General features: G+C 71.7%; 18 protein-coding genes. 8 read left to right on the top strand and 10 right to left on the bottom strand.

What is annotated here, in order from left to right:
- Positions 1 to 136 precede the first annotated feature (136 nt).
- The 3 genes from KF737_RS07870 to KF737_RS07860 all read left to right on the top strand — a co-directional run bounded on the left by KF737_RS07870 (position 137) and on the right by KF737_RS07860 (position 3,821).
- Complete coding sequence (locus KF737_RS07870; RefSeq protein WP_296452568.1) at positions 137 to 832, top strand: TetR/AcrR family transcriptional regulator; 696 nt, start codon at positions 137 to 139, stop codon at positions 830 to 832.
- Positions 833 to 944: 112 nt separating this feature from the next.
- On the top strand, positions 945 to 2,102 hold the full coding sequence (locus tag KF737_RS07865) for a serine hydrolase (protein WP_296452562.1): 1,158 nt from the start codon (positions 945 to 947) through the stop codon (positions 2,100 to 2,102).
- A gap of 6 nt (positions 2,103 to 2,108) precedes the next feature.
- Positions 2,109 to 3,821 (top strand): ABC transporter ATP-binding protein, encoded by a 1,713-nt coding sequence (locus KF737_RS07860; RefSeq protein WP_296452558.1) that lies wholly within the window; start codon positions 2,109 to 2,111, stop codon positions 3,819 to 3,821.
- Here KF737_RS07860 and KF737_RS07855 read toward each other — a convergent pair.
- The 10 genes from KF737_RS07855 to KF737_RS07810 all read right to left on the bottom strand — a co-directional run bounded on the left by KF737_RS07855 (position 3,803) and on the right by KF737_RS07810 (position 16,877).
- Positions 3,803 to 5,407 (bottom strand): peptide ABC transporter substrate-binding protein, encoded by a 1,605-nt coding sequence (locus KF737_RS07855; RefSeq protein ID WP_296452555.1) that lies wholly within the window; start codon positions 5,405 to 5,407, stop codon positions 3,803 to 3,805. The genes KF737_RS07860 and KF737_RS07855 overlap by 19 nt on opposite strands.
- Positions 5,404 to 6,270 carry an ABC transporter permease gene (locus KF737_RS07850; RefSeq protein ID WP_296452552.1) on the bottom strand — a complete coding sequence of 289 codons (867 nt, stop codon included), beginning with the start codon at positions 6,268 to 6,270 and terminating at the stop codon, positions 5,404 to 5,406. Before KF737_RS07850 ends, KF737_RS07855 begins: the two co-directional genes overlap by 4 nt.
- Entirely contained in the window at positions 6,267 to 7,184 is a 918-nt protein-coding gene (locus tag KF737_RS07845; RefSeq protein ID WP_296452549.1) for an ABC transporter permease, read from the bottom strand. Before KF737_RS07845 ends, KF737_RS07850 begins: the two co-directional genes overlap by 4 nt.
- Positions 7,185 to 7,193: 9 nt before the next feature.
- Positions 7,194 to 8,285, bottom strand: coding sequence for a C45 family peptidase (locus tag KF737_RS07840; protein ID WP_296452546.1), 1,092 nt, complete (start codon positions 8,283 to 8,285; stop codon positions 7,194 to 7,196).
- A 96-nt stretch (positions 8,286 to 8,381) separates the two neighbouring features.
- Entirely contained in the window at positions 8,382 to 11,234 is a 2,853-nt protein-coding gene (locus KF737_RS07835; RefSeq protein WP_296452543.1) for a TonB-dependent receptor, read from the bottom strand.
- Positions 11,235 to 11,443: 209 nt separating this feature from the next.
- The gene (locus KF737_RS07830; RefSeq protein WP_296452541.1) at positions 11,444 to 12,913 is read right to left on the bottom strand and encodes an NAD-dependent succinate-semialdehyde dehydrogenase; all 1,470 of its coding nucleotides are present in this window, start codon (positions 12,911 to 12,913) and stop codon (positions 11,444 to 11,446) included.
- A gap of 50 nt (positions 12,914 to 12,963) precedes the next feature.
- Positions 12,964 to 13,674 (bottom strand): GntR family transcriptional regulator, encoded by a 711-nt coding sequence (locus KF737_RS07825; protein WP_296452538.1) that lies wholly within the window; start codon positions 13,672 to 13,674, stop codon positions 12,964 to 12,966.
- A 12-nt stretch (positions 13,675 to 13,686) separates the two neighbouring features.
- Positions 13,687 to 14,991, bottom strand: coding sequence for an aspartate aminotransferase family protein (locus KF737_RS07820; RefSeq protein WP_296452535.1), 1,305 nt, complete (start codon positions 14,989 to 14,991; stop codon positions 13,687 to 13,689).
- A 3-nt stretch (positions 14,992 to 14,994) separates the two neighbouring features.
- Complete coding sequence (locus tag KF737_RS07815; protein ID WP_296452533.1) at positions 14,995 to 16,014, bottom strand: phosphotransferase; 1,020 nt, start codon at positions 16,012 to 16,014, stop codon at positions 14,995 to 14,997.
- 218 nt (positions 16,015 to 16,232) lie between these two features.
- Positions 16,233 to 16,877, bottom strand: coding sequence for a TetR/AcrR family transcriptional regulator (locus KF737_RS07810; protein WP_296452530.1), 645 nt, complete (start codon positions 16,875 to 16,877; stop codon positions 16,233 to 16,235).
- 147 nt (positions 16,878 to 17,024) lie between these two features.
- On the opposite strand from KF737_RS07810, the gene KF737_RS07805 reads away from it, so the two are divergent.
- The 5 genes from KF737_RS07805 (at position 17,025) to KF737_RS07785 (ending at position 21,180) form a co-directional block, all read left to right on the top strand.
- Entirely contained in the window at positions 17,025 to 17,642 is a 618-nt protein-coding gene (locus tag KF737_RS07805) for a sigma-70 family RNA polymerase sigma factor (protein WP_296452526.1), read from the top strand.
- Between the two features lie 41 nt (positions 17,643 to 17,683).
- Entirely contained in the window at positions 17,684 to 19,321 is a 1,638-nt protein-coding gene (locus KF737_RS07800) for a fatty acid--CoA ligase (protein ID WP_296452523.1), read from the top strand.
- Between the two features lie 3 nt (positions 19,322 to 19,324).
- A complete protein-coding gene (locus KF737_RS07795; protein ID WP_296452520.1) occupies positions 19,325 to 19,768 on the top strand; it encodes a nuclear transport factor 2 family protein in 444 nt (147 codons plus the stop codon).
- A gap of 87 nt (positions 19,769 to 19,855) precedes the next feature.
- Positions 19,856 to 20,755, top strand: coding sequence for a phytanoyl-CoA dioxygenase family protein (locus KF737_RS07790; RefSeq protein WP_296452517.1), 900 nt, complete (start codon positions 19,856 to 19,858; stop codon positions 20,753 to 20,755).
- 5 nt (positions 20,756 to 20,760) lie between these two features.
- On the top strand, positions 20,761 to 21,180 hold the full coding sequence (locus KF737_RS07785; protein ID WP_296452514.1) for a hypothetical protein: 420 nt from the start codon (positions 20,761 to 20,763) through the stop codon (positions 21,178 to 21,180).
- Positions 21,181 to 21,203 lie beyond the last annotated feature (23 nt).

Raw genomic sequence — 21,203 nt, 5'->3', positions numbered from 1 at the left:
CTGATTGGGGGTGTGAGTGCGCGAGCGCGGCCGCGTCGGACGCCGGCGCAACGGGCGCCCCCGCACCGCGGCGACGGCGCGGCTATGCCCGTCGGGCGGCGGGGTCTATAGCGGTCGCTCCTGGGGGAGCGGTGTCTTGAGTGGACGGTCCGGGCTGAGCGCCGACGAGGCGACGGGCGACGCGCCGCTGGGCCGCCGCGAGGCCGGCAAGGCCGAACGCCGCCGCCGCATCATCCACGCCGCCCGCGACCTGATCCGCGAGACCGGCAACGCGGGGCTCTCGATGCGGGCGCTGGCGGCCAGGGCCGGCGTCAGCCTGGCCACGCCCTACAACCTCTTCGGCTCCAAGCGCGCCATCGTGCTCGCCGTGCTGGACGACGTGCGGGTCTACCAGGACCGCTTCGCGCACCTGACCTCGACCGACCCGCTGGAGCGGCTGTTCGCGGCCGTCGACATGGCGATCGAGTTCTATGTGGACGACCCGCAGTTCTACAAGACCCTGTGGGCCGCGGTGTTCGACGCCTCGGACGACGTGCGCAGCGAGATCTACAACCAGGCCCGCAACGCGTTCTGGCGTCATCTCGTCGAGGCGACCGTCGAGGCCGGCGTGATCGCCGAGGACGTGGACGTCGAGCTGTTGTTCAAGGTGCTGGACCGCGGCTTCGGCGCGGCGATGCTGGAGTGGGTGGTGGGCGAGCTGTCGCCCGACCTGCTGGCCCCCACCATCCGCCACGCCTACGCCCTGGTCCTGAGGGGCGCGGCCTCGACCGACTGGCGCGGCGCGCTGGACGCCCGGCTGCAGGAGAGCCAGGCGCGCATCCTGAGGGGTTAGGGCACAGCGGTCTCGCCCTCGTTCCGCTTGCCCGCGAAGTTTCTGTTGACCCGCGCGAATCCATGATTTGTGATCACAAAAGACATCAATCGGTCAGGCAGGCGGGCGCGGGATGCGGACTTTGGGTATCGGGGCGGCCGTCGCGGCGGCGCTCCTGGTCGGCGCGGCCGGCGCCGGCGCGGCCGAGCCGACGCCCTGGACGCCGGACGGGCCGATGGACGGCGGCAACAGCATGGGCATGCCCTTCCCCGTGCGCGTCGTCCCGCGGGGCGACAAGGTCCGGGGCCTGCCGATGGCCGCCCGGCAGATCGCGCCCAGGTACGAGTGGCAGGGCAGGACCTGGACCGTCGACGACTACATGAAGGCCTACAATGTTTCGGGCGTCCTGGTGCTGAAGGACGGCCAGGTGGTGCTGGAGCGCTACGCCCAGGGCCGCAACCCCACCGACCGCTGGGCGTCGCAATCGGTGGCCAAGTCGGTGACCTCGCTGCTGGCCGGCGCGGCCATCCAGGACGGCAAGATGAAGCTCACCGACCCGGTGGAGCGTTTCCTGCCCGAATTGAAGGGCTCGGCCTACGAAGGCGTCACCGTCCGCCAGATCCTGACCATGAGCTCGGGCGTGAAGTGGAACGAGGCCTATGACGGCGGCGCCACGTCGGACCTCGCCGGCTACTATCGCGCGGTCATGGCGGGGAAGGATCCGATCGCCGACTTCATGAAGACCCTGCCCCGGGCCAACGCGCCCGGCTCGACCTTCCACTACAACACCGGCGAAACCCACCTGGCCGGCATGCTGGTGTCGCGCGCGGTCGGGATGCCGCTTGCGGAATACCTCTCGGAGAAGATCTGGAAGCCCTATGGCATGGAGCGCGACGCCGCCTGGAACGTCGACCGCCAGGGCCGCGAGTTCGCCGGCTGCTGCCTCCTGGCGACGCTGGCCGACTTCGCCCGGATCGGACAGTTCGCCCTGGACGGCGGCGTGGCCGGCGGCAAGCGGATCGTGCCGCCGGACTGGATCGCGGAGTCGACCCGGGCGCAGATCCCGAACGGCCGCCCGGCGCCGGCCGGCTACGGCTATTTCTGGTGGATCGGCCCGGAGGCCTACGAGGCGTCGGGCATCTTCGGCCAGTCGATACTGGTCTATCCGAAGGACCGCCTGGTGATCGTGATCAACTCCCAGTGGCCGAAGCCCGACGAGAAGTCGCTGTTCGACGCCCAGAGCGCGTTCCACCGCGCCGTGCGGGCGGCGGCCGTGCAGGGCGGGCGATAGCGCCGCATGACGCCGCTGCTCGCCGTCCGGGACCTGAGCATCGCCTTCCAGGGCGGGGCGATCGAGGCCGTGCGCGGCGTCTCGCTGGACGTGAACCCCGGCGAATGCCTGGGCATCGTGGGCGAGAGCGGCTCGGGCAAGAGCCTGACGGCCCTCGCGGCGATGGGGCTGTCGCCGGCCGGCGCCGTGGTCTCGGGCTCGATCCGGCTCGACGGCCAGGAGTTGCTGGGCCTCTCCGACCCCGACCTGAACCGGCTGCGCGGCGCGCGCATGGGCATGATCTTCCAGGACCCGCTGACCTCGCTCGCGCCGCACCTGCGGGTGGGCGAACAGATCGCGGCGCCCCTGCTGGCCCATGGCGGGCTCTCCCGCGGGGACGCCTGGCGCGAGGCGCGGCGGTGGCTGGACCGCGTGCGCATTCCCGACCCCGATGCGCGCCTGCGGCAGTTCCCGCACGAGCTCAGCGGCGGCATGCGGCAGCGGGTGATGATCGCCGCGGCCCTGGCGGCCGGCCCGAAGCTGCTGCTGGCCGACGAGCCCACCACCGCGCTGGACGTGACGGTGCAGGCCGGGATCCTCGACCTGCTGCAGGACCTGCGCGCCGAGACCGGCGCGGCGATCGTCCTCATCAGCCACGACATGGGCGTGATGGCGCGCATGGCCGACCGGATCTGCGTGATGCGGGCCGGAGCCTATGTCGAAGAGGGCGAGGCGGCCCAGGTGCTGGCCGCGCCGCGCTCGGACTACGCCAAGGCCCTGCTGGCCGCGACGCCGCGCCTGGACGGCCAGGGACGCCCGGGCCGGGCGCGGCCGTCGCCCGTGGCGGCCGATGCGGCGCCGGTGCTGGAGGCGCGCGACCTGACGGTGGACTTCCGGCTCCGTCAGGGCCTGTTCGCGCCGGCGCGGCGGCTGCGCGCCGTGGACGGGGTCAGCTTCACCCTGCGGCGCGGCGAAACCCTCGGCGTGGTCGGCGAGAGCGGCTCGGGCAAGTCCACCCTGGCCCGCGCCGCGCTGCGGCTGCTGCCTTCGGCCGGCGCGGTCACCCTGATGGGCGAGAGTCTGTCCACGGCCGACAAGGCGGCGCTGCGCCGCGCGCGCAGCGACCTGCAGATCGTGTTCCAGGACCCGCTGGGCAGCCTCGACCCGCGCCGCACCGTCGGCCAATCGGTGGCCGAGCCCCTGCAGGTCCATCGGCCGGACCTGGGCCGCGCCGAGCGCGACGCCCTGGTGGCCCGCTGGCTCGGCGACGTCGGGCTCTCGCCCGCGATGGCCGCGCGCCACCCGCACCAGCTCTCCGGCGGCCAGGCCCAGCGCGCCGGAATCGCGCGCGCCATGATCCTGGAGCCCAGGGTGGTGATCTGCGACGAGGCGGTCACGGCGCTGGACGTCTCTGTGCGGGCCCAGGTCATCGACCTCCTGGTCACCCTGCAGGCCCGGCTGGGGACGGCGCTGGTCTTCATCAGCCACGACCTGGCGGTGGTGCGCGAGGTGAGCCACAGGGTGATGGTGCTCTACGGGGGGCGGATCGTGGAGGAAGGCCCGGCCGACGCCGTCCTGGCGGACGCACGCCATCCCTACACCCAGGCCCTCCTGTCGGCGGTGCTGCCGCCCGAGGTGCGCATGCGGGCCCCGGCGCCCGCGCGCAGGCTGCCCCCGCCGCCGGACGGCGGGCGCGCCCCGCTGGTCGAGGTGGGGCCCGGTCACCGCGCCGCGGTCTGAGGCTCCACGCAGACCCAGCGCTTGGGATGCACGTCGTCCAGGTTGTCGACCCAGCCGGTGACCCGCGGGCTGACGAGATTGTGGCTGGGGTTCATGAACACCGGCGCAATGGGCGCGGCCTGCAGCAACCGCCGCTCGGCCGCCTGCAGGATCGCCGCGCGGCGGGCGGGATCGGCCGACGCCTCGGCCTCGCCCAGCATGCGGTCGTACCCGGGATCGGCATAGCCGGAGTAGTTCGACGCGGCCTGGTCGCTGCGCATCAGGTTCAGGAAGTTGGTGGGGTCGCGGTAGTCGGCGATCCAGTCGGTGATGCCCACCTGGAAGTCGCCGAGCTGCAGGTCGCTGAAGAAGACGGCGGTGTCGACCCGCGTCAGGGTCACCTGCACCCCGATGGCCCGCCAGTCGGCCTGGATCGCGGTGGGGACCGGGGCGGCGATGATCGGATGCTTCAGCTCGAAGCGCAGGGGCCGGCCGGGGCCGTAGCCCGCCGCCGCCAGCAGCTCGCGCGCCCGCGCCTGGCGCTCGGCCAGAGGCAGGCCCGCCCAGTCCGGCGCGGCCGGCGGCGCGCCCAGGCCCGGGGGCACGAAGGCGTCGGCCGGCTCCTGGTCGGCGCCGAGCAGCTTGCGCGCGATGAAGGCGCGGTCGATGGACATGGAGAGCGCCTGCCGCACGCGGACGTCCGCGAAGGCCGGGTCCGACATCTTGAACACCAGGTAGTGGATGTCGGTCCACGGATGCATGCGGATGTAGTCGCCCATGCGGCCGCGGCCGGTCAGGTAGCGGATACGGTTCGAAGCGAAGGCGGAGTTCAGGTCGAGCTCGCCGCGCTTCACCCGCCGCTCGGCCGAGATGCTGTCGGTGGTGGGGAAATATTCGATGCGATCGAGGCAGACGTTGGCGGCGTCGTAGAAGCGCGGGTTCTTCTCCAGCACGATGCGGTCGCCCAGGCGCCAGCTCACCAGCCGGAACGGGCCGTTCGAGACGTAGTGCTGCGGCTCGGTCCAGGCGTCGCCCCACTTGCGGACCACATGGGCGGGCACGGGCACGACGCCATAGTGCGCCAGCACGGCCGGCAGGTAGGGCGCCGGGTGCCTCAGCCGGATCTCGACGGTCATCGGGTCGGGCGCGCCGACCCCCAGGGCCGTCGGCGGCAGCTTGCCCTGGTTCACCGCCTCGGCGTTGACGATCGGATAGGCCAGCACCGCATAGCCCGCCCCGGTCGCCGGATCGACCAGGCGGCGCAGCGAGAACAGGAAGTCCTCGGCGGTGACGGGATGGCCGTCCGACCACACCGCCTGCCGTAGCCTGAAGCGCCAGAACAGGCCGTCGGGACTGACCGTCCAGGACTCCGCCATGCCGGGGATGGGTTCGGCCCGGGCGTCGAAGGTGGTGAGGCCGACGATCAGGTCGTTCAGGACCGTCTGGTCCTGCTTGACGAACGAGTGCGCCGGGTCGAGCGAGCCGGGGTCCGAGACGTTGCCGGCGCGCAGGCAGCGCTGGCCCGGCGGGCAGCCGTCGGCGGGCTTGCCCCCGCAGCCGGCGAGCGTGATCGCCGCCGCCGCCAGCACGGCCAGGACCGCCCTCACCGCCCGGGCTCCGTCACGTCCAGGGCCTCGCGCAGGCCCTCGCCCACGAGGTTCAGCGCCAGCAGCAGCGACGACATCACCAGGGCCGGGAAGATCAGCAGCCAGGGCGCGACCTCCATCTGCTGCGCGCCTTCGGCCACCAGGGTGCCGAGCGAGGTCAGCGGCTCCTGCACGCCCAGGCCCAGGAAGCTCAGGAAACTCTCGGCCAGCATCACGCTGGGGATGGTCAGCGTGATGTAGGCCAGGACCGGCCCCAGCAGGTTGGGGGCGATGTGGCGCACCACGATCATCCCGCCCGGGACGCCCACCGCGCGGGCGGCCTCGACGAACTCGCGGGCCTTCAGCGACAGCGTCTGGCCGCGCACGATGCGCGCCATGGTCAGCCACTCCACCGCCCCGATGGCGAGGAAGATCAGCGCCAGGCTCTTGCCCAGGGCCACGGTCAGCAGGATCACGAAGAAGATGAAGGGCAGCGCATAGAGCAGGTCGACCACCCGCATCATCAGCTCGTCCACGGCCCCGCCGAGCAGGCCGGCGACGGCGCCGTAGGTCACGCCGATCGCCAGCGCGACGGCGGTGGCCACCACCCCCACGGCCAGGGAGACCCGGAGCCCCACGAGCGTGCGGGCCAGGAGATCGCGGCCCAGGGAGTCGGCGCCCAGCAGGTGGCCCCCCTGCAGCGGCGAACGCCAGATGTCGGACTTGATGACCTCGTCGTAGCTGAACGGGGCGATCAGCGGCCCGATCAGCGCGGCGGCGGCCAGGACCAGCACATAGACGAGCGCCACGAAGGCGGGCCGGTCGGCGCGGAAGCGGCGCCAGGCCTCGGCGCCCGGCGGCGCGGCGGCGGCGGCGTCGCTCATGCGAGCTTCACCCGCGGATCGAGCGCCGCGTACAGCAGGTCGGCGAGCAGGTTGAGCACGAGGATCAGGGCCGCGTAGAGGATCACGACGCCCAGGACGACGGTGTAGTCCCGCTGGAGCGCGCTCAGCACGAAGGCCTTGCCGACGCCCGGCAGCCCGAAGAGCTGCTCCACGACGAGCGAGCCGGTCAGGAGGCCCGCCGCGGCCGGCCCGAGGATGCTGACCAGCGGCAGGGTCGCCTGCGGCAGGGCGTAGCGCAGCACCACGGTCGTCCGCGACAGGCCCTGGGCGCGCGCGGTGCGGACGGCGTTGGAGCGCAGCGCCTCGGCCATCCCCGCCCGGGTCAATCGCGACACCGAGGCGAGCAGCGGCAGGGTCAGGACCGCGACGGGCAGGATCAGGCTCTCGGGTCCGGCCAGGCCGGCCGTGGGCAGCCAGCCCAGCCAGGCGGCGAACACCAGCACCAGCAGCGGGGCGGTCACGAAGCTGGGCAGGCCCAACCCGGCCAGCACCGCGACGGTGGCGAGGTGATCGGCCTCGCGCCGGCGGCGCAGGGCGGCGGCCACGCCCAGCGCCACGCCCAGGACGGTCCCGCAGACCAGGGCCGCGACGCCCAGCTTCAGGCTGGTGGGCAGGCCCTGGCCGATGATCTTCGACACCGACTTGCCGGGATATTTCAGCGACGGCCCCAGGTCGCCGCGCACCGCCCCGCCGAGGTAGCGCAGGTATTGCTCGCCGACGGGCAGGTCCAGGCCGTAGCGGGCGCGCATGTTGCGCTCCACCTCGGGCGGCAGCTTGCGGGCGCTGGCGAACGGGGAGCCCGGCGCGGCGTGCATCATGAAGAAGCTCAGGGTGATCACCGCCAGGAGCGTCGGGATCGCCACGCCCAGCCGCCTGAGGAGGAACCCCGCCATCCGGCCGCCCTAGGTTTCGCTCGGCAGGACGGCGTGGCCGTAGCCGCCCAGGCTGGGCGGGCCGGCGCTGACCCAGGCCTCGATGTCTGCGGGCGCCGGCCGCAGCGCCGAGATCATCGAGCCGGTCGTGAAGTTGATGATCCCCTCTTCGCCCCGCAGCCGGCAGACCGGATGGCGCGGATCGTCGAAGGCCGTCAGCGCGCCCTGGATCTCGCCCAGCCCCGGCGCGCCGTCCGCCAGGCGGGACGTCAGCGATTCCAGCCGGGCCACGGTGTTGGCGCGCGCGGCTTCGCTCTCCGGCGCGCCCTGCGCCGCGCTCAGCGGATGATTGGTGTGCAGCACCCGGTCCTTCCGCGGCGGATGGAACTCGGTCACCCCGTCGGACGAGGCCTCGAACGAGCGTAGGGCGCCCGGCTCGGCGATCACATAGTGCTGGTTGGTGGCGTGCGGCAGCGTCTGCACCAGCACCGACGCCTCGGCCAGACTCGTGGCCTGCAGCAGGCGACGGATCATGAAGGCCACCGGCACGCCCTCGGGCGCGGAAGGCACCTGCGGGATGGAATTGACGCAGACGCCCACCCCGGCCGCATTCACGCCCAGGAGCCCGATCATCCCGGCGATGGAGAACACCAGCGCCCCCGGCCGCCCCTCGGCCGCGGCGATCCGGAGCAGCACCTGGTGGCCGTCGGTATAGGCCCCCAGGTCCATGTTCTGGCCGATCCAGGTAGGCCCGCCCGGCGAGACGACGGCGATGCTGGAGCACTTCTGCAGCTTGCCGGCGTCGGCCTTGCGCCGCGCCCGATAGGCCCACTCCTCGTCCAAGAGCTGCAGCGCGAACAGCATGTCGCGCGGCGCGCCCGAGCCGTCCGCGACGCCGTGCGCCTCCTCCAGCAGGTCCGGCGTGTGCCGCCGCAGCGCCGTGAGGAAGTCGGTGTCGCGCAGCATGTCGGCGACATAGGCCCGCGGGTCGCCCATCCCCGCGCGCTCCAGGCTGGCCAGCCAGGCCGACAGATGGCTTTCGATCAGCGGCCGGAAGGCCCGGCCGTGCGCCCGGCCGCGCTCATAGGCGCTCCCGCCGATGGGGGTGACGTCGACGATCACGCGGCCGCCCCGCGTCGGCCACGATCGAAGCCAGGCATCAGCGTCTCCCTACTCACGCAACAGAACCACAAGGCCGGGGGGCAGGCCAGGAAACGGCTAGAACCGGTGCGTGACGGCGGCCGAGAACATGGTCCCCAGGTTCGGATAGATCGAGGCGTTGTTCAGCCCCTGGTGGATATTGTTCCCACGCTTCGGCGGCTTGTTGTCGAAGATGTTGTTCACGTTGAACCGCACGTTGGTGCCCGCGGTCAGGTCGTAGCTCACCGACAGGTCGTGATAGATCTCCGCGCCCGTGCGCGGCTTCTCCAGGTTGTCCGACACCGGCGGCGCCGACAGCAGGATCGACGGATAGACGAAGGTGCTGGCGAGGTAGTGCGTGCGCCAGGTCACGGCCAGCCTGTCGAGCTGGTAGGTGGCCGAGCCCGAGACCTCCCATTCCGGCACGCCCAGCATGTCCTCGAGCTGGTTCTCCGAGGCCGGGTTGTTGGCGTCGGTGAGCGAGCGCAGCTTGTCGAGCCAGGTGCCGCTCACGCTGACGTAGGCGCGGCCCGGCAGGCTCACGTACGTCTCGAGCGCGAAACCGTAGTTGAGCGCGAAATCGACGCCGCGGGTCTTCAGCGCCCCGATGTTCAGCGCCTTGCCCGACACGCTGACGATCTGGCGGGTCGCAGCGTCGCGGACGATGGCGCCGCACAGCGGATTAGCGGCGGGCGCCACGGCCAGGTCGACGCAGTTGTTCAGCACCGTCTGCGCCGGGATCGCCCCGATCGCGTCGCTGATGTCGATGTCGAACCAGTCGACCGTCGCGCTGAAGCCGGGGAGGAAGGCCGGGGCGAAGGTCACGCCCACCGTCCAGGTGTCGGCGGTCTCGGGCGTGAGCGCGCCGTTGCCGCCGCCGAACACGGCCTTGGAGCCGGTGGTCGCCACGAAGCCTGCCGGGACCCCCAGGGCGCGGCAGTTGGCCAGGCGGTTGGCGTTGTCGTTGATGGTGGGCGCGTTGCAGGGATCGGTGACGTTCTGGAAGCCCTGGATCTGCGGGGCGAACAACTCGGTCACGTTCGGCGCGCGCACCGACTTCGAGCGCATCACCCGGACGCGCACCGACTCGACGGGGCTGTAGACGCCGCCCACGTTCCAGGTCTCGGTCGTGCCGCTGGTGTTGTAGTCCGACACCCGGCCGGCGGCCTGCAGGGTCAGCTCGTGGACCAGCGGCAGGTCCTTCAGCAGCGGGACCCGCACCTCGCCGAAGGCCTCCTTGACGTTGATCTTCCCGTAGATCGGGCCTTCGAACAGCATCTGGATGCGGCCGCGCTGGACGGCGAGCGAGGGCATGGTCTCGGCGATGGTCTGGCGGGCCTCGACGCCGAGCGCCACGGCCACCGGCCCGGCCGGCAGGGTGAAGAGGTCGCCGGTCACGTTGGCGCCGGCCATCTTCAGGGTGTTCCTGGCGTTGTAGACGTCGCTGACCCGGCTGTAGGCGATGCCGAGGGGCGTCGCGGCGGGATTGAACACGTTGAGCGGCATGCAACCGCGGGCGCGGGCCGCGGCGTCGGCGCAGGCGGGGGCGCCGTTCACCAGCGCCACGTTCACCGACTCCAGGAAGCGGTCCTGGTCGCGGCCGTCGACCAGGAGGGTCTCGAGCTTGGTCCGCCCGTAGCCCGCGAACACCTCGTACTTGAAGCGGTCGAGCACCTTGCCGTCGAAGCCGGCGGTGAACTGCAGCGTGCTGCGGTCGCTGTCCGAGCCGCGGCGGCCGAAGTCCTCATAGACCCGGTAGAAGGCGAAGGCGGGCGCGTTGGCCGCGGTCAGGATGGCCTGCAGGTTGGCCGGCACATAGGGGTTGCTGGCCAGGATGATGGGCGGGCCGTACTCGAAGTCGGCCGTCGGCTGCCAGCGGGTCTCCACGTGCGTGGTGATGTAGCGGCCCTCGGCGAAGAAGCGGACGTTCTCGGCCGCCTCGAAGGACAGGTTCGCGCTGAGGCCCATGCGCTCGTAGGGCTGGGCCAGGTTGTCGTATTTCTCGAAGAAGCCGTTGTCGCCGCCGATGCTGCGGCCCGACTGGTTGCCGATCTCGCCGAAGTCGAAGGGCCGCACGCTCTGGCCGTCGGGGTTGACGGTGTAGAAGGCGCCGCCGCCGAAATCGATGAAGCCCGACTGGGTGGGCGGGCCCAGGAAGCGGATCCGCTCCCGCAGGATCTGGTTCGGCACGCCGTCGTTGGAGGCGCGGTTGGCCGGATTGACGATCCAGTTGAGGCCGTTGACCGCGTAGCTGCGGGCGGTCGCCTTCACGCCTTCCTGGGTGTCGTAGACCAGGGTCGCGGTGATGTTGCCGCGCCTGTCCGCGAAGTTCTGGCCGCCGGTCAGCGAGACGCCGAAGCTCTCGGCGTCGCCGCGTGAGGCGACGCCGCCGCGCACGCGGGCCTCGAAGCCGTCGAAGTCCTTCTTGAGGATGACGTTGATGACGCCCGAGACGGCGTCTGCGCCGTAGATGGCCGAGGTCCCGCCCGTCACCACCTCGACCCGCTCGACCAGCGTGGCGGGAATGGAGTTGAGGTCGACGGCGTTGCTGAAGATGTCGCCCGCCACCTGCCGGCGGCCGTTGACGAGGGTCAGCGTGCGGTTGAAGCCCAGCTTGCGCAGGTCCACCAGGTTCATGGCGGCCAGAGCGTAGTTGTTCTGGCTGTTGGTGTCGGTGCGGCCCACGCCGATCGAGCCCAGTTCGGTCAGCACGTCGGCGACGTTCTCGGTGCCGGCCTGCTTCAGCGCCTCGCTGGTCACCGCGAGCACGGGCGTCGGCGAGGTGATCGCCGTCTGCGACAGGCGGGAGCCGGTGACCACCACCTCGTCCACCTCGCCCGGGGCGGCGTCGGCCCTGGCCTGGGCCTGGGCGGCGGTGGCGATGAGCGCGCCGAGCGTCAGCGCCGACGCGGAGATCCAATGAGTGCGCATGGCTAACCCTTTCCCCCGCAGCCGGACGGCTGCGCCTGCTGTGCCGCGAAGCCCGTCGGCTTCATAGGTTTTGTGATCACAGATATCGACATGTGGGATAACAGATGTCAACGGAGCGCGGCAACAGGGCCGGCCACAGGCGGCGCTGCCCGCTTCGTGGGCAAGGGAATGCCGGCGCCGGGGCAGTCTCGGCCCCTTGCGATCCGTGATCACATCGCCAGGGTGAGGGTCTTCAGTTCGAGATACTCGTCCAGCCCATGGCGCGAGCCCTCGCGGCCGACGCCGGATTCCTTGATCCCGCCGAACGGCGCGACCTCGGTGGAGATCGAGCCGGTGTTCACGCCGACCATGCCGTACTCCAGCGCCTCCCCCACCCGCCAGGCGCGGCCGACGTCGCGGGTGAAGACATAGGCCGCCAGGCCCGCCGGCGTGTCGTTGGCCAGCGCCACGGCCTCGGCCTCCGTGGAGAACCGCACCAGCCCCGCCACCGGCCCGAAGGTCTCCTCGCGGCAGAGCAGCGCCGTCGCCGGCACCTCGCGCAGGACGGTGGGGCGGTAGAAGGCGCCCTCGCCCGCCAGCGGCGCGCCGCCCGTCGCCAGGGCCGCGCCCTGCGCCAGGGCGTCGGCGACATGCGCCGCGACCTTCTCGCGGCCCGCCAGGTTGATCAGCGGCCCCTGGTCGCTGGGCCCGGCTAGGCCGTCGCCCACCACGAGGCGCTCGACCCGCGCCGCCAGCGCCGTGGCGAAGGCGTCGTAGATCCCGGCCTGGACGAGGAACCGGTTGGCGCACACGCAGGTCTGGCCGGTGTTGCGGAACTTCGACGCGACGGCCCCCTCCACCGCGGCGTCCAGGTCGGCGTCGTCGAACACCAGGAACGGCGCATTGCCGCCCAGCTCCAGCGACACCCGCTTCACGGTGCCGGCGCACTGCGCGGCCAGCAGCTTGCCCACGCGGGTGGAGCCGGTGAAGCTGAACTTGCGCACCCGCGGGTCGCCGGTGAGCACCGCGCCGATCGCCGCCGCGTCGCCCGTGACCACGTTGAGCACGCCCGCCGGGACGCCGGCCTCTTCGGCCAGCACCGCCAGGGCCAGGGCCGAGAACGGCGTGAGTTCCGACGGCTTGACCACCATCGTGCAGCCGGCGGCCAGCGCCGGGGCGGCCTTGCGCGTCACCATCGCGGCGGGGAAGTTCCAGGGCGTGACGGCGGCGGCGACGCCCACCGGCTGCTTCAGCGTCACGATGCGGCGGTCGGCGGCGGCGGGGGTGACCTCGCCGTAGGCCCGCTTGGCCTCCTCGGCGAACCATTCGACGAAGCTGGCCGCGTAGGCGATCTCGCCACGGGCCTCGGCCAGGGGCTTGCCCTGCTCGGCGGTGAGGAGCCGCGCCAGGTCCTCGGCGTTGGCGACGATCAGGTCGAACCAGCGCCGCAGCGCCTCGGCCCGCGTCCGGGCCGTGGCCGAACGCCAGGCCGGCAGGGCCGCCTCGGCCGCGGCCACCGCAGCCTGCGCCTCGGCGCCGCCCAGGTCGGGGACCCGTCCGATCAGGCCGCCCGTGGCGGGGTTGGTCACCGCCAGCGCGGGCGCGCCCGTCCAGGCGCCGCCGATGAAACAGGCTTCGCGGATCAGGTCGGGACGCGTCAGGGCCATGCGGGCGCGCTCCGGCGCCGTCGCCTCGGACATCGGTGGATCTCTTCAGGTCGGGATGTGAAGGCGCCCCAGGGGCGCCCGCCTCAACGGTGCTTGAGGACTTTCATCAGGTTCACCGCGGAGTGGCTGATGTCGTCGGCGATCGCCTGGCTGGCGGCGCGGCCGTCGCGCTGCTTCAGCGCCTCGACCATGTGCCAATGGTCGGGCATGGAGGCGACCATGCTCTTCCGGTCGGGCATCATGAGCTGCACGTAGGGGCCGACCCGCAGCCAGAGCCCCTCGATCATGGCCACCAGGCTCTCCATGTGGCTGGCCCGGTAGATCGACAGGTGGAAGGTCCAGTTGGCGCGGACGTAGCCTTCGCGGTCGCCGGCGTCGGCGGCCTCCTGCATGGCCCGGCAGTTGCGCTCGACCTCCTGCAACTCGGCGGCCTCGATGTTGGCCACGGCGCGCTCGGCGGCCAGGCCCTCGAGCACGATCCGGATGTCGCGGAGCTCATGGTACTCCTCGATGCTGAGATTGGGGATCTCCAGCGTGCGCTTGCTGCCCCGGGCGACCAGGGCGCCCTCGGCCTCCAGCCGCTGCAGGGCGGCGCGCACCGGCATGGGGCTGGTGCCCAGCGCGTCCGCCGCGGCCCGGATGGTGATCACCGTGCCCGGCCGGAACACCCCGCCCATCACCGCCTTGCGAAGCTGCTGGTAGGCCTGGGTCTGCAGGGTCGCGCGGTCCAGGCGGCCGAACTCGGGCAACCCCGACGCCGTCGTGGTCTCGAGGGATGTCCGTCTCAGCGGCATGCCGTCACCCGATCAGATCGCATCCAACGCCTCGCTCAAGGCGCCCAGCAGGATATCGGCGTGTTCGGGTTTGAACACCAGCGGCGGTCGAATCTTCAGGATGTTGCCGCCGGGGCCGGTGGCGCTGATCAGCACGCCCGCGTCGCGCATGTGGTTGACCACGGCGGTCGCGGCCTCGGGCGCGGGCTCGCCCGACGGCCGCTCGAGATCGACGCCGATGAAGAGGCCGGCGCCGCGCACCTCGCCCACCCGCGAGTGGCGCTGTCGGAGGGCGTCGAGGCCGGCGCGGAGCCGGTCGCCGACGACGCCGCTGTTCTCGGCCAGCCGCTCGCCCTGGATCACCTTCAGCACCGCCATGGCCGCGGCGCACGACACGGGGTTGCCGCCGAAGGTGTTGAAATAGCGCACGGCGGCCCCGAAGGCCGCCGCGTGCTCGTGGCGGACGACCAGACCGGCGACGGGATGGCCGTTGCCCATGGGCTTGCCCATGGTGACGATGTCCGGGACCAGGCCGTGGCGCGCGAAGCCCCACATCTGCGGCCCGACGCGGCCGAAGCCGGCCTGCACCTCGTCGGCGATGAACAGGCCGCCCGCGGCGCGGATCCGCCCGGCGGCTTCGGTGAGGAATCCCGGCGGATCGGCGAACACGCCGTCGCTGGAGAAGATGGTGTCGACCAGCAGGGCCGCGGGGCGCACGCCCTTGGCCCGCATGTCCCCGAGCGCGCGCGAGACCCCGTCGGCGAACTGGCGGCCCACGTCGGCGCCGGTGGCGGGACTGACCGGCGCGGGGACGGTCCACACGTCGGGTCCGAGCGGATTGCCGGGCCCGAGCGAGGGCGAGGCGCCGGCGATGGCGGCGGTGACGCCGTGGTAGGCCAGCTCGGTGACGATCAGCCCCCGGCCGCCGGTGACCGTGCGCGCGATGCGGAGCGCCAGGTCGTTGGCCTCGCTCCCCGTACACGTCAGCATCAGGTTCGCCAGCTCGGCCGGGAAGGTCGCGAGCAGCGCCTCGGCGTAGGCCACCACGCCTTCGTGCAGGTAGCGGGTGTGGGTGTTGAGCACCGCCGCCTGCGCCGCGATCGCCTCCACCACCTCGGGCCGCGAATGGCCGACCGAAGCCACGTTGTTGTAGGCGTCGAGGTAGCGGCGGCCGGCCTTGTCGTAGAGCCATACGCCCTCGCCGCGCACCACGTGCAGGGGCGTCTCGTAGAAGAGCCGGTAGGCCGGCCCCAGCACGCGCTCGCGGCGCGCCAACAGCGCCCGGTCCTCCGCCGAGAGGCCGGCTGCCGCCCCGTCGTAGGCGTTGATCATGGTCATGGGTCAGCCCTCCAGCGCGGCGCGCAGCCGCCCGGCGGCCGCGTCCGGGCCGAGGCCCAGGAGCTGGCGCAGGCCGGTCACCGAGGCCGGGAGATTGCGGAAGATGTAGTCGCGATTGCCGGCGTGGCTCCTGGCGCGCCATGAGGTGATGGCGGCGGTCATGGCCATGCGCCCGACGATCAGCGGGACCAGCACGTCGAGCTCGGCGTCCTGCAGCGGGCAGGCGCGATGAAAGCCGCGGAGCAGGGCTGCGACGCCGCCCAGCGGGTCGGCGCCGTCGCCGACGTGGTAGGCGGCGGCCACCGCCACGTCGTTGACGAGGGGCGCGCGCACGGCGTCGCCGAGGTCGAGGATGCCGGTCACCACGGGCGCGCCGTCGGCCGCCACCAGCACGTTGTGCGGATTGAGGTCGTTGTGGATGAGCTGGGCGCGCAGGGCCGGCAGCTTCGGCGCGGCCGCCTCGGCGAAGAGCGCCAGCCCCGCCTCGGCCAAGCCGCGGACGTCGGCGTCGTCGATGGCCCCGGCCAGCTCGCGCAGGCGCACGGCGTGCTGCAGGTCCCAGAGCAGGTCGTGGCCGTCGGCGGGATGGCGGAAGTCGGCCAGGGCCAGATCGACGCGGGCCAGCGCCTCGCCCACCGCGCAGAGCAGCGCCGGCGTGGCCTCGGCCCGGTACAGCGGCATGCCTTCGAGGAAGGTGAACAGCCGCACGACGCAGGTCTCGCCCTGCGGCAGGGTCCAGCGCGCCTGGGGCGCGCCGTCCAGCGCCGGCTGCACCTTGGGCGCCGGCAGGCCCGGGTCGGCGGCGGCCATGTGCAGCAGGGCCCGCGTCTGCAGGTCGGTGACGGGCGCGTCCTCGGCCGAGTTGCTGATCTTGAGGATGTAGGCCTCGCCGCCCTCGGCCTGCAGGCGGAAGTTCTGGTCGCGCTCGCCGGTCAGCCGCTCGGCGCGGCCACGGACGCCGAACGTGCGCTCGGCGCGGCGTTCGACCTCGGTCTCCGGAACCTGGGCATCTACGCGTTCCAACACGCCGCCGCCTTCGAACATCACCTGGCCTTCAAACTTCTTCGTTTCTTGTGATCACAAATCTCGTATAAGCGCAAGCGGGCGCCACCGCCGCCTTCGCGGCGGGACCGAGCAACCCCGGGGCCGTCTTGATAGACACGGCGCAGAGCGATTTCCTCAATCGGGACGTGCGTTCCGCACGGCGCGGCGCGGACGTTCGTGGCGCGCGGCCGCCGTCGTCACGCGCCTGCAGCGGGCCCCGGCGGCAGGGCCTGGTCGACGAAGGCGGCCAGCCGGTCGGTCAGCTCCTCGACCGTGATCGGGCCGTCGCGATGATACCAGTGCGGGATCCAGTTCATCGCGCCGAAGATGAACATCGCGGTGACCTTGGGGTCGGGGCAGACCAGGCTGCCGTCGAGGCCGCCCTCGTCCAGGATCGCGCGCAGCATGCCGTCGATCTGCCGCCGGCCGCCGACCACCTCGGCGCGATTCTCCGGCTCCAGGGCGTTGGTGCCGGTCATCACCAGGCAGGTGCCGAAGTCGTCGACGACCATGCGCACGTAGCGGCGCAGGAACTCGTGCAGGCGTTCGCGGGCGGTGCCTTGACCGGGCGGCGGCATCGGCGTCTCGCCGTCGGTGATCGCCTCGATGCCGATCCGATGGCACTCGAACAGGATCTCGTCCTTGCTCTTGAAGTAGTAATAGAGCGTCGGCTTGGAGATGTTCAGCTCGTCGGCGATGTCCGCCAGCGTCGTCTCGTGAAAGCCGCGCTCGGTGTAGATCCGCGCGGCGGTGCGCAACACCACCTGACGCTTCATCTCGAATTGCTCGCCGCGATCCTGGATGGCTTCACCCCACGGCCGCTTCGGCTTCGCCTTCGCCATTCCAACACCCCGAGCCGACGCAACTGGCGCCCCGCAGCGATAATACCCGTTGACAGCGGTTCGACTAGAGGGATGACATGCCTACCCGTGAGTTGGCTGTTCGACCCACGAGTCGAATCCGACTCGGCATGGGACAGGGAGGGGCTCGTGGACGGGGTGGACGAGAGCGGGTTCGGCCAGGGCGCCGGGATTTCGGATTCGTCGCGCCGGTCCTCCGCATCGCGGGTCCTGGCCGACCTCTACCGATCCGAATTCACGAACCTGCGGATCTATCTGACCAGAATCCTGAAGGCGGAGGCCGACGCCGAGGACGTGGCCCAGGAGGCCTTCCTGCGACTGCACCGGCAGGGCAGCCTGGACGACTACGCCCATCCGCGCGCGGTCCTGTTCAAGACCAGCTATCGCCTGGCGCTGAACCGGCTGCGCAGCCGGCGCAACGGCGTCATCGACCGCGCCGCGCCCATTCTCGACGAGGCGCAGCCGGAATCGCCCACGCCGACGGCCGAGGAGGCGATCATCGCCCGCGAGCAGGAGACGGCCTACGTCCGGGCGCTCGCCAGCCTGCCGCCGCGCTGCCGCCAGGTGATCGAGCTCCGGACCGTCCAGGAGCTGTCCTACAAGCAGATGTCCGACAGCCTCGGGATCTCGGTGAGCACGCTGGAAAAGCACCTGGTGCGCGGCAAGCGCGTCTGCGCCGAGGCGCTCGCGGGCTGGTCGAGCGGCGGCGGCCGTGCATCGTTCACGCCGGACGCCGTGGCGGCGTGACGGTCGCTCACCCCGCAACCCGGCCTCAGGGAGACACCTCGATGCCGCAGACCCTGGAGGCGCCGCCGATGCCGCCGCCGATCGCCTATTTCCCCGAGATCCGCACCCTGGGCGACGCCCCCCGGTTCCACGGCCGGACGCGGGGCCAGGCGCCGGCCTTCCTCTTCGAAGGCGAGGCCATCACCTACGCCCAGTTCGACCGGCGCACGGCGCAGGTCGCCAACGGCCTGCTGGCCGGGGGCGTGCGCCACGGCTCGCGGATCGCCTACCTCGGCAAGAACTCGACCGCCTATTTCGAGCTGCTGTTCGGCGCGGCCCGGATCGGCGCCGTGCTGACCCCGGTGAACTGGCGGCTGGCCGAGCCCGAGGTGATCTACATCACCCGCGACGCCGAGGCCGAGATGCTGTTCGTCGACGGTCACTGCGCGGGCCTGGCCGAGCGCGTGGCCGCCGAGGCCCCCACGTTGCGCAAGGTGATCGCGATGGAGGGCGGACTCCCCGGCCGCGAGAGCTACGAGGGCTGGCGGGACCTGCAGAGCGTCGAGGACCAGTCCGTGAAGGTCGCCCCGTCCGACGTGGCGGTGCAGCTCTACACCAGCGGCACCACGGGCCGGCCGAAGGGCGTGCAGCTCAGCCACGAGGCGTTCTTCGCCTTCAACGCCTACGCACACGCCAACCCCGGGGCCTTCGGGGCGGACCTCACATGGAACCAGTGGACGTCCGAGGACGTGAGCCTGGTGGCCATGCCGGTGTTCCACATCAGCGGCACGGGCTGGGGCGTGGTGGGCGTCTACGCCGGCGCCTTCACGGTGGTCCTGCGCGAGTTCGAGAACGCCGCGGTGATCGGCGCCATCCGCGACTTCCGCGTCTCCAAGACCGTGCTGGTTCCCACCACCATCCAGATGATGCTGGAGTTCCCGGGCGTCAGCCGCAGCGACTTCGCTTCGATGACCGACTTCCTCTACGGGGCCTCGCCGATCCCGCTGGACCTGCTGCAGAAGGCGGTCGACGCCTTCGGCTGCGGCTTCATCCAGCTCTACGGCATGACCGAGACCTGCGGCGCGGTGACCTACCTGCCCGCGGCCGATCACGTGGCCGGCAATCCGCGCATGCGCTCCGCCGGCAAGACGATCCCGGGCGCCGAGATCCGCATCCTCGATCCCGAGGGCGACGACGAGCGGCCCACGGGCGAGGTGGGCGAGATCTGCATCCGCGCGCCCACTACCATGCGGGGCTACTGGAAGCAGGACGAGGAGACCGCCCGGGTCGTCCGCGCCGACGGCTGGGTGCGCAGCGGCGACGCCGGCTACCTGGACGAGGACGGCTATCTCTTCATCCGCGACCGGGTGAAGGACATGATCGTGTCGGGGGGCGAGAACGTCTATCCGGCCGAGGTCGAGAACGCGATCTACGGCCACCCGGCGGTGGCGGAGGTGGCGGTGATCGGCGTGCCCGATCCCAAGTGGGGCGAGGCGGTGAAGGCGGTGGTGGCGATCCGGGCGGGCCAGCCGGCCGACGCCGAGGACATCATCGCCTGGGCCCGTGCGCGGATCGCCGGCTACAAGGTCCCCAAGACCGTGGACTTCGTGGACGCCCTGCCCCGCAACGCCTCGGGCAAGGTGTTGAAGCGCGACCTGCGGGAGCCCTACTGGTCGGGCCACGACCGGCGGGTGAACTGAGCCGTGACCGAGCTCGAGACCCTGCTGATCGAACAGGCCTGCCAGAAGCTACAGATGCTGTACGCCGTCCACGCCGACCGCGGCGAGGTGGAGGCGTTCACCCGGCTGTTCGCGGCCGACGGCTCGGTGGCGGTGCCCGAGGCGCCGGCCTTCGTGGGCCACGCCGCCATCCGCGCTTCGATGCAGGCGCTGGCCGACCAGGGCGTCACCATGCGCCACGTGATGACCAATCCGGTGGTGGACGTGGTCGACGCGGGGACGGCGACCGGCTCCTGCTACCTCACCGTCTACAACAGCGCCGCCGCGCCCGACGCGAACGGCGTGCGGCCGGTGGCCCTGCCCGCCACGGTGGGCGAGTATGCCGACGTGTTCCGCAGGACCCCGGAGGGCTGGCGTTTCCAGTCGCGGGTCCTGACACGGGTGTTCCGGCCGCTGGCCGGAGACTGACCTTCGCCGCTGGCGGGTCTGGCCGCGGGCGGTGTCCTTATGAACCGGAGGCGCCCGGACGGCGCGTCCCGCGGGAGGTGAGCTGCGATGGAAATCCTGGACTGGAAGTCGATGGCCGGCATGGCCGGGACCTACCGGAAAGCCCGCGAACTGGGCCTCGAGGCCAACATCGCCGAGCTGGAGACCTTCGGCTTCACGGTGATCGAGCCCGAGAAGACCGGCGCGTCCCCCGGCTTCGCCGGGCGCATGCTCGAGAAGCTGATGGAGGCCGCCCGGCAGGAGGACGACCAGGCCGTCGAGCTCAACAAGCACGCCGACGCCGAGAAGCCCGCCTTCGGCCGCCAGCTCTTCCACCTGATGGAGCGCGATCCGGTGTTCATCGAGGGCGTGATGAACCCCGCGGTGCGGACCATGGCCAGCTACCTGATGGGCATGAGCTATCGGCTTTCGGGGCTGGTGGCCTTCGTCAAGGAGGGCACGGCGCGCTCGACGCCGATGCACTGCGACTCGGTCGGCGTGCCCACGCCGCTGCCGCACTACGGCAGCGTCTGCAACGTGAGCTGGATCCTCACCGACTACGCGGCCGAGACCGGGACGCTCGGCATGGTGCCCGGCAGCCACCGCTACTGCCGCCACCCCACCGAGATGGAGCAGCCGAAGTTCATCGGCGGGGCCATGGACGACGCCATGGTGACGCCGGTGAACGCCAGGCCCGGCTCGCTGGCCGTCTTCACCGGCAACACCTGGCACTGCACCTATCCGAAGGTCACCGAGGAGGTGCGGGCCCACGTGGCCATCGCCTTCTGCCGCAACTACGTGAACCCGGCCGAGAACTACGCCGACATCGCCGACGAGGTCATCGCGCCCTACGGGCCGGAGCTCGCGCGGCTCGTCGGGAAGAACGCCTGGCAGGGCTACCACGCCGAAGGCCCGAAGCTCGAGAACATGGCGCTCGTCCGCGCCGCCTACCAGTCGCAATACGGTTGAGGTCCATGAGCAAAGTCGAATTCGCCGGCCCCGAGTGGTTCGCGGCGCTGCGCGCCAAGTTCGAAGCCTACGCCCAGACGGCGCCGCCCGGCTTCGACTTCAGCGTCTGCGAGGTGTTCACGGGCGTGCCCAGGCACCTGGACAGGGACGGCAGCGGCGTCATCGCCTGGCACTGCCGCATCACCCCCGGCCGCTTCGACTTCGCCTACGGCGAGAGCGACGCAGTGGATATGAAGACGGTCACCGACTACGACTTCATCCTGCCCTTCGCGCGGATGAAGCTGGGCCCGGACACGCAGGAGGAATACCAGAGGCAGATGCAGGGCGGCCTGGAGAGCGGCAAGATCAAGCGCACCGGGGACGGCAGCAAGGCGCCGCCCGAGCTCTACGCCATCCACAACGACCTCGCCGACATCACCGCCTGACGAACCGCAGCCCGCGGAGGCCC

The organism is Phenylobacterium sp., from assembly GCF_019636135.1.
In the GTDB taxonomy this organism is placed as follows: domain Bacteria; phylum Pseudomonadota; class Alphaproteobacteria; order Caulobacterales; family Caulobacteraceae; genus Phenylobacterium.
Note: the sequence above shows the minus strand (reverse complement) of the source record. Positions and strands in the feature narration are given on the sequence as shown.